At 41.2% G+C, this 19,044-nt stretch carries 8 protein-coding genes and 1 pseudogene; 8 read left to right on the forward strand and 1 reads right to left on the reverse strand.

What is annotated here, in order from left to right:
• Positions 1–664: 664 nt before the first annotated feature.
• Positions 665–1,933 carry an alginate lyase family protein gene (locus tag ABDD95_RS07895; RefSeq protein WP_345951341.1) on the reverse strand — a complete coding sequence of 423 codons (1,269 nt, stop codon included), beginning with the start codon at positions 1,931–1,933 and terminating at the stop codon, positions 665–667.
• A gap of 484 nt (positions 1,934–2,417) precedes the next feature.
• Between ABDD95_RS07895 and ABDD95_RS07900 the strand changes: the two genes are divergently transcribed.
• The 8 genes and pseudogenes from ABDD95_RS07900 to ABDD95_RS07935 all read left to right on the forward strand — a co-directional run bounded on the left by ABDD95_RS07900 (position 2,418) and on the right by ABDD95_RS07935 (position 19,040).
• Positions 2,418–5,744: a TonB-dependent receptor gene (locus ABDD95_RS07900; protein ID WP_345951342.1), complete on the forward strand. Its 3,327-nt coding sequence runs from the start codon at positions 2,418–2,420 to the stop codon at positions 5,742–5,744.
• An 8-nt stretch (positions 5,745–5,752) separates the two neighbouring features.
• Entirely contained in the window at positions 5,753–7,564 is a 1,812-nt protein-coding gene (locus ABDD95_RS07905; RefSeq protein ID WP_345951343.1) for a RagB/SusD family nutrient uptake outer membrane protein, read from the forward strand.
• A gap of 74 nt (positions 7,565–7,638) precedes the next feature.
• The gene (locus tag ABDD95_RS07910; RefSeq protein WP_345951344.1) at positions 7,639–8,634 is read left to right on the forward strand and encodes a family 43 glycosylhydrolase; all 996 of its coding nucleotides are present in this window, start codon (positions 7,639–7,641) and stop codon (positions 8,632–8,634) included.
• A 125-nt stretch (positions 8,635–8,759) separates the two neighbouring features.
• On the forward strand, positions 8,760–8,882 hold the full coding sequence (locus ABDD95_RS07915) for a hypothetical protein (RefSeq protein ID WP_345951345.1): 123 nt from the start codon (positions 8,760–8,762) through the stop codon (positions 8,880–8,882).
• A gap of 294 nt (positions 8,883–9,176) precedes the next feature.
• Positions 9,177–9,332 (forward strand): annotated as a pseudogene (locus ABDD95_RS07920) (hypothetical protein); the annotation flags it as partial.
• A 12-nt stretch (positions 9,333–9,344) separates the two neighbouring features.
• Positions 9,345–13,325, forward strand: coding sequence for a response regulator (locus ABDD95_RS07925; RefSeq protein ID WP_345951346.1), 3,981 nt, complete (start codon positions 9,345–9,347; stop codon positions 13,323–13,325).
• Between the two features lie 330 nt (positions 13,326–13,655).
• Positions 13,656–15,176, forward strand: coding sequence for a glycosyl hydrolase family 28 protein (locus ABDD95_RS07930; RefSeq protein WP_345951347.1), 1,521 nt, complete (start codon positions 13,656–13,658; stop codon positions 15,174–15,176).
• 558 nt (positions 15,177–15,734) lie between these two features.
• On the forward strand, positions 15,735–19,040 hold the full coding sequence (locus ABDD95_RS07935) for a TonB-dependent receptor (protein WP_345951348.1): 3,306 nt from the start codon (positions 15,735–15,737) through the stop codon (positions 19,038–19,040).
• Positions 19,041–19,044 lie beyond the last annotated feature (4 nt).

Raw genomic sequence — 19,044 nt, forward strand, 5'->3', positions numbered from 1 at the left:
ACAAAAGTTCTCGGTTAAAAGACGGCTACGCCGTAAGTTTTAAATAAGCGTGCGCCATCAACTTATTCGCTTAAACTAATAACACGGACTAGGAATGTATAATAGCGGGTTATTTTTACGTCGTCTGAGTCATTGTGAAACCTGATGTATAAATTCCGATTAGCTTTTGAACATTTGAACTGGATAGTTAAGAAATTCCAGTGGCCAATTATCGTCGAAAGTGCGGGTTGAGTGCCATTATCCTGGAAACCCCTAGAGATTTTACTTACAGAACTATATTTTATAACGGCGCGATCATCACTATGAAGTAGCAAATGCTCCTGATGAAGTGATGCAAAACCGTAATGGTGAGACAAATTTGAAGCGAGGTCTGTATAAATTGGATAAAGCGATGGAGCGGAATGGTTCAGCAGTTCATCTTCATAACTCCAATACGCCACTTCTTTTAGTTCTGATTCATCAAAATACATACTCAAATAGATCAATCGCCTTAATGTTAATAACGTTACAGCGATACAAAATGATAGAAAGTAGATAGGTTAGTCAAAGGTTACGCTATACTTAATATATTCATCTGTTGCATTTTGCCCAAAAATGATGTAAGTAATAAGCAGATGAATTATTGGCTATTCATCTGCTTACCATAACCACTTGTGAAGTGTTTTTATCGGGTGTAGGTTAGCGTTCCAAAGCCTAATTGATCATAGCCACCGCTGGTTGTTCCATAATCGCCACCACCTCCTTCAGGTCTTACTTTTTGCGCATATGCAGTGATGTTAGGAGAGCTTAACCCTCTTAACTGTACATAATAGCCATAAAGCAGTTCCCAGCTTGGACGGGTGTCTCCTCTGCCCGAAGAAGAAATAACCGTTTGAGAATTGGCAGTACAAGTTTGTCCGCTTCCCCAATTGTAAGTGGTAAACGGCACGGTGTTTCCAAGGTTGTAAGAAGCCACATATTCGCACATGCCTTGAATTCTGGGACGGGTGTCGCTCCATGGATTGTACTGAAATAGATCTTGTCCCTGATTGAAAGCCATTTGACAAAGTGCACCATATAATGAAATATCCAGTCCACAATGCCCCTGATCCCGACCACTTTCCTGACATTGAGCTAAACCGCCATTAGTTGTGTAAGCAAAAGGAGCAACTTTACCGTAAGCCCCATTACCTGCACCGCTTTTAAAATACGTAATGGCCTCGTTAAATTTGGCTGTGTCGTCACACAAAACGCCTATAGCTAAAATGCTTGCCATGTTACAGGCGTCCCAATTAGCCCAATAGTTAGTGATGCAGGCTGTATTGTGATTAACCAAAAAGTCATGATTAAGTGGGTAAAATACGTTCAGCATCATATTTTTAAAACGCGTAAAGTCAGCGGCAGCCCAGCCGCTGTAACTGCGCATAATCTCAGCGGCATTGGCAAATTCATACCCATAGATACCAGCCGCCAGAAATCGATCAGCTGATCCCTGAATGGAAGTGAGCGTGTTTGACCAGGCGTTCATAATCGCAACTGCTTTGTCTGCATTAGCGGTTGTTCCTGCAATCTTCCAACGAAGAGCGTTTTGGTAAGCTGCTGCTATATCATTATAAAGTTTTGAATAGTTCTCCGGACTGCCCGATCCTCTATATACAATGGCAGCAGGGCCTTGCATGGTATAAGTGGCTAATGAGTGAGAGTTAGCCAAAAGTTTATCCCAGCCTGATTTCTGTGGCTGGGCATTGGCATTAACTTTACTAATCATTCGGGTAAAATCTGCAGCATTGTGCAGCAGTCCGGGATGGGCGAAGGTGGTTGCTAAAGTGACTTTACCAGCCTGCTCGCTTTGCGTTGCCGCCTGCTCAGATTTGTTACTTTTATTTTCTTTCTGACAGGAGATAGCGGTAAAGGTAAATGCTGCCGCCAAAGCAATAAGTGTTTGTTTTTTCATTCTACAAAAATTTAAGTTTGATATTGGTTCAGTGGTTATGGTTAAGCCAAAACTAGGAAGTTGAACCCGGGCGGAACGGTGTCAATTCAGTCAAATGAAGGGTGCAAAATTTAGCTACATCAACCGATTAGGTATCGATGCATTCAAGGGTGGTAATTATCTAAAAATATCTCCCGTAAATTGTTTCGTATAAGTTAACTGTTAATTCTTGTTCTTTATTTAATGACGCTGATTCAGTTCAGTAAAAAGTTATTGGAGCATTAACTTATTCAATTTAATAAACTTATCCATTTAGCTTGTTTTAACTTTTAAGGCCTTTCTAACCGGCTTTTCTTAGCAATTCTTCATTATGCCCCCCTCGTTTGACCCCTTTTCCCCCTCTTCGTAGTTCTATTTTCCTCGATTTTAGCCTCCATCAATTAAGCGGTCTTCACTTAAAAGCCGCTGATTAAAAACCAATTAATTATTTATTAAACCTTCATGTATGGAGAACTCTACTTTTAAACAGTGGACAAGGCAGCTTGTAATTACCTGCTTTTCTATGTTGCTGTTATACTTGCACGCCGCTGCACAGACTGGCCCCGTAACGGGGCGAATTCTGGATAATAAATCTAACGAATCTATTGTTGGCGCTACCGTTAAGGTAAAAGGACAGCAATTATCAACACAAACCGACGTTAATGGGCGGTTTACAATAAATGCTCCTGACGGTACAGTTCTTCAAATTAGCTACGTTGGTTATACCACCAAGGAGGTGCCGGCAAGCCGTTTGGGAGTAATGTCTATCTCGATTGAAGCGAATGCCAGTAATTTGGATGAGGTAGTGGTTGTGGCTTATGGCGCGCAAAAAAAAGCAACCTTAACAGGAGCCATTGCCACAGTATCGTCTAAGACTTTTCAAGACCGCGGCCCTACAAATAACCCAATCGCCAATTTGCAAGGGCAGGTACCGGGTGTTGTTGTTACCCGAAGCTCGGCTCAACCAGGCCGTGAAAATTGGAACTTCCAAATCCGCGGTGCTACATCTACCAACAATCAGGATCCATTGATTATACTTGATGGAGTAGCGTTGAACAACAATAATGCACTCAATTCCTTAAATCCAAGTGATATTGATAACATATCAGTATTAAAAGACGCTTCTGCGGCTATTTATGGTGCCCGTGCCGCTTATGGCGTGGTGCTGATAACTACAAAAAAAGGCAAGTCTGGTACCACACAAATACAGTACGATCCAACCGTTTCGAAGAAGTACATAGGATTGCAGCCGGAGATGACCAATGTTGAGCAGTGGGCAAATGGATTGAAAGAAGCCAAGATTAACGATTATTACGGCGTTGTTGATCCCAACGATCTATGGTACCAGATGGCTAATTTTGCTTTAGCCAACAATGGTACAATAGTTCTTGGCTCACAAGTTCCTGGCTATAATGGTTCATTCAATGTAACGCCGCAGTTAACTTACAATGGCTTACCTGTTCCCAAATTTGGAGATGTTAAGGAGCTGAATTTTACTGATACAAGAATGTCTGACTTCTTGTGGGGAACTGCTACGTCAACGCAACACAATCTGGCAGTATCAGGCGGTAGCGACAAAGTTACCTACCGCGCATCTTTAGGTTATTTGAATGATGGAAGCCAGTTACGTGTTGGCAATAATGGTAATCAACGCTACAACGTACGTTTAAATAACGGATTCCGCTTTAGCCCTAAAGTAAATTTGGATTTAAGTATTGCACTCGAACGCAATAATATTCAGCAGCCAACGCAGTACGGCTACGGAGGGTATAGTGCGCTCAGTAATGGTTTTCAACCAGGCATACCGGCATATACACAGTCGGGCCAGCCTTATCAGTGGGGTACCGTACCAAGCCCTCCAGGGGCACTACGCGATGGTGGAGACAACCTGGAGTTCAACACCCGTGGTTATCTGAACTCTACGCTAACTTACAACTTTGCTAAGCACCTAACTTTCAGCAGTACGGTTGGCTACAACTCGTGGTATCAGGACGCTCAGATACAAACCAAGTCCGTAAGATTTTACTCTTATGACGATCGTTACTTAATTACTACTAATCCTTCAACAGGGACAGCGGGCAATACTGGCGCGAACGCTAATTATTACAGGGGTTATGTAAATGATGCTTACTACAACCTGGTTGGGCGGGTTACTTATGCGAATACTTTTGATAAGAACCACGATATGAGTATGATGCTGGGTAGTTCTTATGAAAGAGATGAGTATAATTCCACTTATTCAAGGACTTATAATTTAGCTAATGAAGATATCCCTTATTTAGGAGGAGGCTTAACCAGCGGTGTAGGCGGTTTTGTGGACAACGGAGAATCACGTAACCACTATGCGCTAGGCTCTTACTTTGCACGCGGAACCTACGCCTTTAAAAGTAAGTATCTGTTTGAAGGTTCTGTAAGATACGACGGCAGTTCAAAATTTGCTGCTGAAAAAAGGTGGAAAGCATTTTACGGGTTATCAGCAGCCTGGCGTATGTCCGAAGAAGGGTTTATTAAACGGTTAAATATTTTCAACGATTTAAAGTTCCGCGGTTCTTACAGCACCCGAGGAAGCCAAGCCGACATTGGATTGTATGACTACATTCTTCAACTGCAGGCCAGAACAAGTAACAACTTATTGGGCAGCAGCATTGCAACCCAAACCAACTCTACCGGAAACTTGGTATCACTAAACCGAACCTGGGAAACTGTCCGTGATATGAACTTAGGTTTTGATTTTGGTGTGCTAAAGGGCAAGCTAAGTGGCACTGTAGATGTATTTCAGCGCAAAAACGATAATATGTTAATCAGCGTCACTTATCCGGGTGTACTGGGTATTGGTGCACCAAGAAGCAATAATGGTAATTTGAAAACCTGGGGTTGGGAAGGTGTGATTACCTGGAAAGATCATATTGGCCAGTTTAACTATACGGTGTCAGGTAACCTAACCGATAGTCGGAACAAACTCATCTATTTCAATGGAAATCCTTTAGTGGCTTCCGGATTTAATTCGACAGTTGAAGGTTACTCACTCAACTCTTATTTTGGATTGCAGTATGCCGGCCGCCTGCAAACTCAGGCAGAAGTGGACGCTTACAATAAATACTACAATGTAGGTGGTGTGAATAATAATATCAATTTACCGGCAGCTACAGCACTACCCAATCTTCCCGGGCAATTTTCCGGTTTACGTCCCGGAGACAACTCATTTGCTGACGTGAATGGTGATGGTAAATTGTCAATAGGCAGTTCAACAGCCGACATGGGAGACTTAGTCTATTTAGGAAGTGACATTCCTCGGTTAACCTTTGGACTCAATTTTGGTTTCCAGTGGAAAGGGTTCGACTTCTACAGTATTTTTCAAGGAGTAGGAAACAGGACGATTTTCCGTGCCCAGGGTAGTCAGAATAACTGGCGCATACCATATACCGCATTGGGACAAGCCCAGGTGACTTCCTGGATAGGAAAAACATGGTCACCAACTAACACAGATGCTTATTACCCTAATTTGCATAGTAATGCTATTAACGCCTATAATTATCAGGCTTCAACCTGGTCGGTAGAGAACGGTGCATACGTAAGATGTAAAAACATTGTGGTGGGTTATACTTTACCTAAATCGCTAATGCAGCGAACAAAAGCTTTCAAAACAGTTAGATTTTATTTGTCTGGAAGTGATTTGTTTGAATTCAGTGGTATTCGTGACGGATGGGATCCTGAAGTAACCCGAACTACACAAGGAAATGAAAGGTATCCTTTTTACCGCTATGTAACCTTAGGTGCAAACCTTACTTTTTAAACGTAGATATGAAAAAACTTAATAGAAATATGCTGTATTGTACAGCGCTTATTTTAATCGCATTCCAGTGGGGATGTAATAAAGTTACCAATCTTGAACCTTTGGACACACTTGCCGATGCGGCCTATTTCAAGACCCCAAATGATTTCAAAACTTGGGCAAATCAATATTACAGCTATCTGCATAACTTTGGCAATTCATTTGCAGATAACGCTCACTATGACGGCCGGGCCGACGTCTTTAACGGTGGAGGCACCTACGGCGCCGGTATAAACACTGTACCGGCAACAGACAATAACTGGACTAACAATTACGCAAACATTCGCAACTGTAACTACTTGCTTGAAAAAGCGGCAGGTTATAGTGACCAGGCTGGCATTGCACAGTTTGTTGCAGAGGCTAAATTTTTTAGGGCGTACTGTTACTTTGAGCTGCTACAATTGTTTGGTGGCGTGCCATTAGTTACCAAAACGCTCGATCTGAATTCACCGGAACTTTACGGTCCAAAGGCAGATCGCGATGCAATAGCCGACCAGATTATTTCTGATTTAGAAGCAGCTATCCCTAACTTGCCGGCCTCTATACTGGCTAATTCTCCGGATTATGGAAGAGTAAGCCGTACGGCCGCTCAGGCTTTTTTAGGCAGGGTAGCCCTGTACGAAGGTACCTGGCTCAAATTCAGGAATTTAAGTCCTACACGCTACAAGGCGTTACTGGACAAATCAGCCGCTGCTTCTAATGCTGTTATCACCAGCAATCAATTTGCACTTTTTGGAACAGCCGCCTCCAACGCGTTAGGTGGAAACAGTACCATCTTAGGCGATTCAGCTCAGAAATACCTGTTTATATTAGAGAATCCTAAATCAAACCCTGCAGGTGTAAACAAAGTGGCCAATCATGAATATGTCTTAGCCTATCGCTACGATGATGTATCGAAAGTAATCAACATTAATGTCAGCCGTCAGGGCTGGCAAATTGGCCCTCAGCATAAGTTTGTCAATGCGTTTCTTTGTCAGGATGGCTTACCCATAGAAAAGTCGCCGTTGTTTCAAGGATTTCAACAATATGGGTCGGAATTTACAAACCGCGATAACCGTCTAAAATATACCATCAGAGTAATGAATTCTTACTATTGGTATGGCAATTCCAATGGGAGAATCACTTGGTTAAACGATGCGCCCGATATTAATAACTCTTTTAGTGGCAAAGTTACCCAAATAGCTGGTTACACCAACCAAAAGTGGATAGCGGAGCGAAGTGTTCCTGACACCAAGGAATCTTATGATTATCCAGTAATTCGGTATGCCGAGGTGTTATTGAACTATGCTGAAGCAGTATATGAAAGCAATGAGGCCATAAGCGATGCGGATTTAGACAAGTCCCTTAACGTTGTTCGGCTTCGCGTTAATAAGAATATGCCAAAGTTGAGTAACGGCTTTGTGTCTGCAAACGGATTAGATTTTAGAACCGAAATAAGACGCGAACGATTCATCGAATTGTATTATGAAAATTTCAGATTTGATGATATCAAACGCTGGCACAGTGCAGCAACAGACTTGGTAACTAACGTTGGTGGAACCGCTTATGGTAATGCAGCTGCATTTGTTAGTCCTTGGCCAATTGGCATTAAATACAAAGGCACACAGGCCGAACTAGGACCCAACGCGCTTAGCCCAAAACCAACCAATGGCCTGGATGCGAATGGCAATCTGATACTGGATAATACCGGAAGGCAGTTTACTGAGAAAAATTACTTATATCCAATACCATCTAGCCAATTGGTCCTTAACCCAAAACTTGTTCAAAATCCGGGTTGGTAAATAACAGATAACAAATCAGCCTGTATCGAGCATTCCGATGCAGGCTGTTTATACAATTTTTTGCTCTACATATTATGTTCAGATTCTTAAGTCTTGTTACTTTATACATCATATTTTCTGGCCCGAACACATTCGCACAAGATGCCAGCAAAGGGCTTATTCAGCCAGGCGCTATTTGGCCCGATAATAAAGGCAACCATGTTCAGGCACACGGTGGTGGCATTATTAAAATTAAAGATACCTATTATTGGTTCGGTGAATACCGCGCTCAGGATAACGATACCAGCCGCCGCTATGTGGGTTGCTATTCGTCAAAAGACTTAACACACTGGACTTTCAGGAATAAGGTTATCAATATTCAGGATCCCGAAAATCTTGGGTATCGTTGGGTACTGGAACGGCCAAAGGTGTTTTATAATGCCAAAACACGTAAATATGTAATGTATATGCATATTGATGATGCCCGATACAAAGTTGCACGGGTAGGCGTTGCTATATGCGATCGGGTCGACGGCGATTACCAGTACGTAAAAAGCTTCCGACCTTTAGGGTACGAGAGCCGGGACATTGGGCAATTTGTGGATGATGATGGCTCTGCTTATCTCATATTTGAAAGCAGACCTTCTAAAGGGTTTTACATAGCCCGCTTAACCGATGATTATATGAATGTGGATAAGGAAGTCTGTTTTATCCATGCGCCTTTAGAAGGCGGTGCTGTTGTGCATTATAAAGGGCTTTATTATGCCATTGGTTCAGCGCTTACCGGATGGCGGCCAAATCCTAATAAATTTGCAACTGCAAAATCACTTGCAGGCCCGTGGTCTGAATTTAAGGATATTGCACCGCCCGAAACTAATACTTACAGTTCTCAATCTACAATGATCCTTAAAGTTACCGGGACAAAAGGAACAACGGCTATTTTTATGGGCGATATCTGGAAGCCCAAAGAGCAATGGGATTCGAGATATTTATGGATGCCTTTGGAAATAGGAGATGGTAAATTAAAACTGCCCGAGCCTAAGCCCTGGTCTATCAATTTAAAGACCGGCCAATATAAACTAGCACCCTGATCATACCAGGTCAATTAAGTCTATACTGGCTACATAAGATTGTTGGCATGCGGTGCCACAAACCTTGAGGTAATTTGTCAACCTGCTTGTATCCCAAGGTTGATAAATTCCTCTGAGGTTGTAATATGAGCATCTTTACTCATGGTAACAAACGTATTAAACACGCTGCACAGATTGCAGTGTCTTCTGAGATGTTAGGTAACTCAGAATCGTTTGCCGTCATGCAGCGTTCGGCAACTGGCAGCTAACGAAACTTGATGTCGTTAAAGTGTTAGATTATCAACCGTCCTCAGGCGCCTTAGTGAAGAAGGGCAGATAAGCAGTTTGCACTATACAGGCTTATCGAAACTTTTACAATTCCCCCAAAAATCTGAAGCCCGAATCAAACTTTTACTGTTTTGAGGAATTAAGTAAAGAACAGCTCTTTTCTTTTTAGTTCTCATCAATTATATTAATTTAGCAGTAGCCAATTTTAATAACCATTTCTCCTCATTCATATCGCCTTAAATGGTTGTGCAGGGGTTAATTGTAAATTTTTGAGGATGGATTGCCAGAGGTTAAACTGCCGGATACTTTTTAGGGCGCTATTTTTTTTAACGGCCTTTCTATGTTCTACTTACGTTAAAGGTCAGCCCCTATACTACCTTGGTATAGAACAAGGGCTATCTAATAATACGGTAACCACCATTCATAAAGATAAAATTGGGTTAATGTGGTTTGGTACGAAAGATGGACTTAACCGGTTTGATGGTTATAATTTTAAAGTCTTTCGACACCGATACAAAGATTCCACCTCCCTGCCAGATGATCTTGTTAATTGTATAAATTCTGATGTTCATGGTAACCTTTGGGTTGGAACAGAAAAAGGGATAGGGCTGCTAAATAGTAAAACTCTCCAATTCAGCATCTTACCAATCGAAATTAACAATCACCAACTCATAAAGGCAACACATTGGACCAACGGTATAGAGTTTAATAAGAAAGGTGATGTGTTCTTCGCCTGCAACGAATTAGGGTTATTGTGCAAGGAAACTGGAAAAGCTAACGCTTATGTCATTCCGCTTCAAAAAGATGGCAAAAAGTTGGATAATTATACCGCAAGTGCCATCACTGTAGATCAAAGCGACAATGTATGGGTTATGGTCAACAATGTCGGCTTGTGTTTCTATGACCACAAGAGCTCGTCACTTAAAGTTTGCTGTAAAATTCAATCCTTGGCATCTTCCTTAAAAATTGTTAACTCAAAATTTGTCTGGATTGGCACCACGACTGGCCTTTTGTGTTATGAAATCCCATCTAAAAAGATGTATTCTATTACTTCCCGGGATTCTGAGCTCAACAATTGCAAAATCTTCGACTTATTAGTGACAAAAAGCGGACAATTGTGGGCCGCAACTGATGGCAAGGGTATCATTTACCTCACATCCACTACAAATCCGGCAATAGCTAGTCTTCAGTATTATAAAGTAAGTAATCTGTCGAGTGATGCAATCAATGCCCTTTACGAAGACGAATTGGGCCGCAAGTGGGTTGGGACGTTGCGGGGAGGGATTGACATCTTAAATGATAAAAAACATCAATTTACCACTTACAGCCATCAACCCGGCAATAGCACAAGTTTAAATAACAATTTTACTTTTTCTTTTTGTGAGGATGGAGACGATGTGTGGGTTGGAACGGACGGTGGCGGTGTAAGTTTATGGAAGCGGGCTACAGGACGTTTTACCGAAATACCTACCGGATCGCTCACCAGTCGGGATCAAGTGTCCGGAAATCGTATCTCGAGTATTACAAGGGATCATGAGTCTCAAATATGGATTGGAATTTTTGGCGGCGAAGGCGTTAAAAAATTCAATCGGAACACAAACAGGTTCGACCCTGTTCCCTTCAGCAACCGGAGTTTTCGTAACCCGGTCTGGAAACTTTATACAGATTTAAAAGGACGAATATTTGCGTCCATATTGAGAGGAAATAGCAAAACTGGTGGTAACAACCGTTTGTTTAGGTATGATGTTTTAGCCAAGGAGTTAAAACCAGTTAATTTCCCTGTAAATCAGGATATTCTTACCATAACCAGTGCTGATGATCAGCACCTTTGGCTGGGTAGCTTTACCAGTCTTTTAAAGGCAGATTTAACGCATGGTATAAAAGAAGTTTTGAATTTCGGTGCAGCAGTTCGGACCTTGCATCAAAGCGCTTCTGGATTATTATGGATAGGAACGTATGGAAGGGGTTTATTTGTTTACAATATTCGCACGGGTAAACTTACTAACTATACAGAGGCTAATGGATTATGCAATAACAAAGTACTTAATATTGAAGAGGATATTGCAGGAAACATATGGGCAAGTACCAATTATGGCCTGTCCAAATTCAACAAGCGCAGTGGTAAAATAGAGAATTATTATGCTGCAGATGGCCTGCAATCCAACCAGTTTTATTATAATGCTTCTGTTCGGCTACATACAGGTGAGCTAATATTTGGCGGTATAAAAGGCTTCACGATTTTTAATCCGGATAGTGTCAGGCAGTTTCATGACTTTCCTCCTTTGGTTATCTCTGGTGTGCGCCTGGCCAATCTATCGGTTGGGGCAAATTCAAATTATTTACCTGGTGCTGATAACATTTATCAAGTTAAAAAATTAACATTACCATACGATAAGGCCATTATTTCGTTAGATTATGCTGCACTAGAGTATTCACTTCCCGGAAAAATACAGTATGCTTATCTCTTACAGGGCAGAGATAAAGTTTGGAATTTTGTTGGTAGCCAGCGCTCTATTAATTATTCTCACCTAAATGAGGGTGCATACACCTTAAGGATCAAATCGACAAACTCTTCAGGTTTGTGGAATACGGTAGAAAGAAGGATATCCATTGTCATTTTACCGCCTTGGTACCGGGCCTGGTGGGCGTATGTATTTTACTTTACTTTAATATTTGGTTCTATTTACGGTTATCTTTTTTATCATCGCAAGCAAACCAGCTTAAAATATGAGTTGAAATTTATAGAGGAGATCAATGAAAAGAAGATCTCTTTCTTCACTAATATCGCTCATGAACTGAGAACTCCACTTACCTTAATTGTAAACCCCCTTAAAGATTTACTTCAAAGTGATGGTGCAAACCGTGATCTGATTGATTTAAGTTCTGTGTACCGTAACTCAAGACGGCTGCTGAATCTGGTTGATCAGATCATGCTTTTCAAAAAGTCTGAAAACGAGATAGCAGATCTCGATCTTTCTGTTTTTACGCTTCGTGAGGTTTGCCTGGAGGTATTCATCTGCTTTAATAATCAGGCAAGGTCAAAAGGAATATTTTATGAATTTTCATGCGTAAACGAGCATGCTGAAATGTTAGCTGATCGGGAGAAAATCGAAATAGTTCTGTTTAATCTGTTATCTAATGCATTAAAGTACACCCCTGTTGGCGGGACGGTCAGGCTGGACGTAAGTTTAAAAGATAACCAGGTATTAATGCTTGTTGAAGACAGTGGCGAGGGTATACCGAGCCACGTTGGCGATAAACTTTTTGATAAGTTTTATCGTCTATCCCAGTCTGGATCTGGCCATGCACAGAGCGGCTTTGGAATAGGGTTGTTTTTAGCAAAAAAGTTTGTAGAGCTACACAAAGGAGCCATTAGTTATACAAATAGGGTAGAAGGAGGAACTTCCTTCAATGTGCTGCTTCCACAGCGCAGTGTAAGACCTATTGATCAAACGAGGTTCGAAACAGCATCAAATTCTATGAGTAATACTTTGCCGCTCTTGCAGGAAATTGCTATAACCGATGCTGCTAGCGAGCCCCTCCAATCATCATCGGTTGTTCGGATAAATTCTGAGTCGGGTGCGATGGACGAAATTGTTCAAAATAGGGCAGTCGTATTATTGATTGACGATGATGAGGAGATCAGAAGTTACGTTAAATCCTTATTGGATAAAAGTTATCTCGTACTGGAAGCCGGGAACGCTGAAGCAGGATTTGAGCTGGTTCTGGAACATCATCCAGATATTATTGTTTGTGATGTTATTATGCCGGGGAAAAGCGGCGTGGAATTTTGTTCTGATATGAAGGATGCGCCATCATTGAGCCACATTCCAATTGTTTTGCTTACAGGTACTTCTTCGCCAGAAATTAAATTAAAGGGAATCGAATGCGGTGCAGATGACTACATCAGCAAGCCTTTTGAAAGCGATCTGTTGGTTGCCAAAATTAAAAGCTTACTAAAGGGCAGAGATACATTGAAAAATTACTTTTTCAATGAAATTACTTTAAAAAACAACGAGTTAAAGGTTCCGGCAGAATACAGTGATTTCTTACACAAATGCATAGTAGTTATTGAAAATCATTTGGAAAATGAAGAATTCACTGTGATTGTACTTGCTGAGGAACTCAATATGAGCCGATCAAAATTATTCCGGAAAATCAAATCCATTTGCGGTCTGACCGGAAGTGAGTTCATTCGGTACATTCGGCTTCGTAAGGCTGCTGAATTAATGATTCAGACTGATTTGCAGATTAAAGAAATCGCTTATAAAGTAGGCTTTCAAGACATCAAATATTTTCGGGAACAGTTTCAAAAGTTGTTTAAAACTAACCCTTCCGGGTTTATCAAAAAATACAGAGGAGCTTTTCTTCCAGCCTACAAACTAAACCCTACGCTAAAAGGGCAAAAATCAAAAAGCAGTTAAACCTATGTATTTGTAGTGCTTGCTTACTTAATTCTTTTTCCAGAGCGGCATTATATAATAGAATCGATTTGTTAGGTGATTCTATGCATTTAAGTGCTGTAACCTTAAATTGTGGAAGATGAGGGGAAATTCGTCATTTTGGCCCCTTTATATGACCGCTATACCCCCCTTGGCTTTCTGAATTACCCACCAAATTAGCGAACTGAATATGCATTATGCGTTAAGATCAGATTTAATATCCGATCATGCAATGCAGTTCAATAAGCTAAACCAATGGCTTTACCAAATTCAAAATTGTTGCTTTGGGGGAGGACTGCCACGATCATTAAGATGAAAAAAACGTTATTTTTAAACCTATGGCTGACTTTTTTTACTTCTGCAATTTGTGCGCAGGTAGTTAACTATCCCGCACCAAAGGGTAGTGCGCTCAACAATGAAAGGTATAAGGTCTCTATAAGGCAGAAAGGAGGTAGTTGGTTACCTGTTCCGGTCTATATGGCTCAAGTAGCTCAAACCACCGACACTAAAATTAGTCCACAAATCAGTTCTTTTGCTTATTTCGACTTTCAGGGTGAGTTTGATGTACTCGTCCAGGTTTTGAAAGAACAGGTTAGCGAGGCTAAACTACGTCCTAACCAAGAAAATTTGCCAATTAAAGTGACAGGCAATTCCATCTTACTTAAGCTAAGTAAACCGAAAAACTTTTCGTTGGAGGTAAATGGAGATATATTCAATAATCTACACCTATTTGCAAATCCTTTAGAGCAGCAGCCAACCCAGGGTGCCAACCTGGTTTATTACGGCCCGGGATTGCATACAATTGGTGACGTGGTATTAAAATCCGGCCAACGGGTTTACATTGCAGGTGGAGCGGTTGTTCAAGGTAGGTTCATTGTTTCTAACGCCGAAGATGTAAGGATCTATGGACATGGAATACTTACCCAATTGTTTAAACCCAACGCGCCTCCTGGAGCCGGAAACGGGTCAGCTACTCGGCAATACGCCAATGGAAGAGCAGATGCGATCACTGTAGAATATTCGAAAGATGTTAAAGTGGAAGGTATAATTGTATTACCTCACAAGTATACAGTTCTGATGGGCCAGTCCAGTGATATTAATGTCGACAATATTAAATCCTTTAGCTTTGAGGGAAACGGTGATGGTTTGGATATTTTCTGCTGCACTAATGTGAACATCAGTCGAGTCTTTATGCGGAATTCGGATGACTGTATTGCCATTTATGGCCATCGCTGGAAATATTATGGCAACAGTACTAATATAACCGTTAAGAACGCTGTGCTGTGGGCCGATGTGGCTCACCCGCTCCTGATTGGGACGCATGGTGACTCTGCGGATCCTGATACCTTGTCCAAAATGAAATTTGCAAATCTTGATATTCTTGATCAGCACGAAAACCAGTTGGATTACCAAGGCTGCCTGGCATTAAACGCTGGTGATGATAACTTGATAAAAGATATTGTTTTTGACAGCATTAGGGTAGATAATATTCGTAAAGGACAATTGATTAACCTTAGGGTAATGTTTAACAAAAAATACAATACTTCACCGGGGCGTGGAATTGAAGATGTGTTATTCAGAAACATTGTTTATAAGGGCGATAAGGCAAGTCCTTCTATTATTACGGGTTATGACGAATTACATAAAATCAAGAATATCACCTTTGAGAATCTTACAATAAACGGGAGGACCCTTTTTGACTCAATGCCACAAAAGCCATCGTATTACAAAACATCAGACCTGGGTGGAATTTTCATAGGCGAACATGTAGAGAACTATAAGTTTATTAAGAGTGAGGGTGGCGCTCCTAAGGTCGTCACGTCAGGGTATTAAGTACGATGAGAAGTATTCCTATAGTAAGGAGATGTAATTCCTTCTGATTCATTATAATGTCTAAGCTGTTTATGAACCGTGTCCAAGCTCCACTCAGATTAGTTAAAACATGGCTAATTTCAGTTCTTGAAACAAGTTTACTAATGCTTTATTATTATGGATTGGTATCATTCCCTTGGCAACAATATGGTAAACAATTGGTTAACGTCAATAGCCAGCCAGTGACGTTCTTCAATTGCAATTATAAACTTTATTTCTTTTGCTTAGTACCTTTAATCCAACACGCCAAAATACTCAGCAGTTGTCGAATACGTAAATTTACTAAATCGGTTTACGTCTTAGAGTAAAATGCGCTAGTCATTTACAAAGTTCTAAATACCAGATTATATACCTACAAAATGCTCAAGAAATATTATTAAAATATAAAAATTAGACAAAACTTATTATGCAAAATTACTTAACCGATTTAGTTAGTAATTTTGGGCAGTTAACTTAAAATTTAAAGTCGATCTCAAATCCACTTAAAGAATAATTCCAATTAATCCTAACCACACATTGATGAAACAAAGTTCTACTTTTGCTTTAACCAGTCGCATCTTTATTTCTACCCCGGTCACGTGGCAAATACTATTGTTAGTCTGTGCTTTCATCGTCATTTGCTCGCCCGCTTTTTCGCAAGCTATCATTATTAAAGGTACCGTTTCTGACGAGACGGGTACAATGGCTGGTGTGACCGTTACCCTGAAAACAACCCGAACCGCCACCCGTACAGATGCTAAAGGCAATTATTCTATCTCTGCTCCAAATAGGAATGCAGTGCTGGTGTTCACATTTGTGGGATATGAAAATAGGGAGATACCCATTGGATCCAACAATTCGATAGACGTTATCATGAAATCAAGTGCTAATGACCTCAATGATGTGGTTGTTATTGGTTATGGAACGTCAAAAAAAAGGGACCTAACAGGTTCTGTGGGTTCCGTAAACATGAAAGATATTCAAAAAGCTGCCGTGACTTCAGTTGACGGAGCGTTGGCAGGGCGCATTGCAGGTGTACAGGTCACGTCAAATGATGGCCAACCGGGCGCTAATGCAGAGATACTTGTACGGGGAGTGGGTTCGGTGTCGCAATCCTCGGCTCCGCTTTACGTAATTGATGGTTTTCCTCAGGAAGATGCCAACTTCAATTCCATCAATCCGGCTGATATCGCCTCCATCGATGTTTTAAAAGATGCCTCAGCTACTGCAATTTATGGTGCCCGTGGTTCTAATGGCGTTATTTTAATTACGACCAAAAAAGGCACCTCCGGCATCCCGCAACTAACATTTTCTACCAATAGTGGATTTCAAAAATCTATTAATAATGTGAAGCTGATGGATGCATATGAGTTTGTAAAACTTCAGAATGATATTAACCCTTATTTCACCAGCTATGTATACTTCCGCAATGGAAAAACGCTGGACAGTTACAAAAATGCTCAAACCATAAACTGGCAGGATATCATGTTCAATAAGCTGCCTGCATTCCAAAATCATAACGTGTCTCTTACCGGAAGATCAGGAAAAACGTCTTACGCTGTTTCTGCCTCCTATGCCGACCAAGCTGGTTTGATCATTAAAAGTGGTTTCAAGCGTTATCAGGCGCGGATTGTTCTTGATCAGGAAATTAATGATAAGCTGAAGATTGGTATCAATACCAACTACGCCGATACCAAATCTTATGGATCCATTCCTTCGGTTCAAGCCAATCCAACAGGAAACGGGCAAAACTTGGCCGCATTCAACCTCATGTATAACATTTGGAGCTACCGCCCGGTACTGAGTTCGGGTCTGTTTGATGAAAACTTCATTTACAATGACTTGGTCGATAATAACGAGGATGGCGGCCTGCCTGGTGGCAACTCATCCATTAATCCTTACATTAACACAAGCAATGTGATTAATGACCGCTTAGCTAACACGCTAACTGGCAACTCTTATCTTGAATATAAGATTATTCCTGGCTTGCAGCTTCGTGTAACTGCCGGAATTAATTTAACGAACTCACTTACCAACACCTTTTACAATTCCCGAACACAGTCCGGCAGCCCGTTAACAGCTGCCGGTGCTGCTTTCGGGGTTAACGGCAGCACATCTGCAGGAAAGTCAATTAGTTTTATTAATGAGAATACACTTTCTTACTCGAAAAATTTTAATCAAAATAATATCCTTTCGGCATTAATAGGTTATAGCTCGCAAACCAGTAAGAACAGCGGTAACGGCTTTTCTGCAACAAATTTACCGAACGAATCGTTGGGGATTAACGGGCTGGGACAGGGCACCCCCTACAGAGTGAGTTCTTCTTCTTCCCTGAGTGCGTTACAATCCTACTATGGAAGATTAAATTACACATACCGCAAAAATTACTTATTCACTGCCAACTTCAGAGCCGACGGATCTTCCAAATTTTACAAGGATAACAGATGGGGATATTTCCCTTCAGGTGCTTTAGCCTGGCGTTTCAGTGGTGAGAATTTCATGAAAAAGTACTCGTTCATTGACGATGCCAAGATTCGTTTTAGTTATGGTGTGATCGGCAACAACCGGGTAGCTGATTTTGCTTACCTATCCCAAATTAATACAGGTAGCAACATTTACTATGCCTATAACGATCAGAATGTTTATGGCTCAACCGTACAGACAATGTCTAACTATAATTTGAAATGGGAAACTACTTATGAATCAGACCTGGGCATTAATTTTTCATTGTTCAAAGGTCGATTGAACTTTGAGACCGATTATTATAAACGTATCACCAAAAATCTTCTTTTGAGCGCTGCAATGCCTTACAGTACAGGGTTTACAACGGCTTTTCAAAATGTGGGTAGCGTAAGTAACGAAGGTCTTGAATTTACGCTGGCAACCGTAAACATCAGTAAAAAGAATTTTACTTGGAGTAGTAGCTTTAATATTTCATTTAACAGGAACAGGGTACTGGAGTTAACGGGAGGAGAGGAATCGAGGTTAACAACAAGGAGCTTTGAATCTGCCATGACGACGCCCAATTATATTGCAAAAATTGGCCGGCCCGTGGCGCAGTTTTACGGCTATGTTGCTGACGGTTTATACCAACTGAACGACTTTTACAAGATTCCGAACGGAACAGCCGGATTTTATTACGTGCTCAAAGAAGGCATTCCTTATTACGCAGGCAAAAATACACTGGCAAGCCCACAAACAAATCAGTCATTGGTTGTTCAACCAGGCGATCCTAAATACAAAGACATAAACGGAGACGGATTGATCAACGGTGATGATTACACGGTAATTGGTAATCCTTATCCGCTACACTACGGCGGCTTTTCTAACAACTTCTCCTACAAAAATTTTGACTTGAACGTCTTCCTTCAATGGTCATATGGAAACCAGGTGATGAACGCCAATAAACTTAAGTTTGAAGGGAATACCAACGCACCCCAATCCGGAAATTCTCCAACAACAAACTTAGGTAGCGTAAATGTCAATCAGTTTGCTTCCTATGTTAACAGATGGACACCGACTAACCCGACCAATGAATACCCGCGCGCAAACGCGAATACTGGCGGACTGAGACAATATTCGACCCGCATCATTGAAGACGCTTCTTACTTACGTCTGAAAACCGTTTCAATCGGTTACAATTTACCCAGGAAAATGCTTACGCGCTTGCATATCAATAACCTTCGGTTTTCTCTGTCGGGACAAAATTTGCTAACGTTTACCAAATATACCGGACCTGATCCGGAGGTCAGCACGAATGCCGGCAACAACTTAGCCCCTGGATTCGATTTCTCTCCATATCCAAGAACGCGAGTATTAACCTTTGGCGCTAACCTAACCTTATAAGACC

The sequence above is a fragment of the Mucilaginibacter sp. PAMB04274 genome (genome assembly GCF_039634385.2).
GTDB lineage: Bacteria > Bacteroidota > Bacteroidia > Sphingobacteriales > Sphingobacteriaceae > Mucilaginibacter.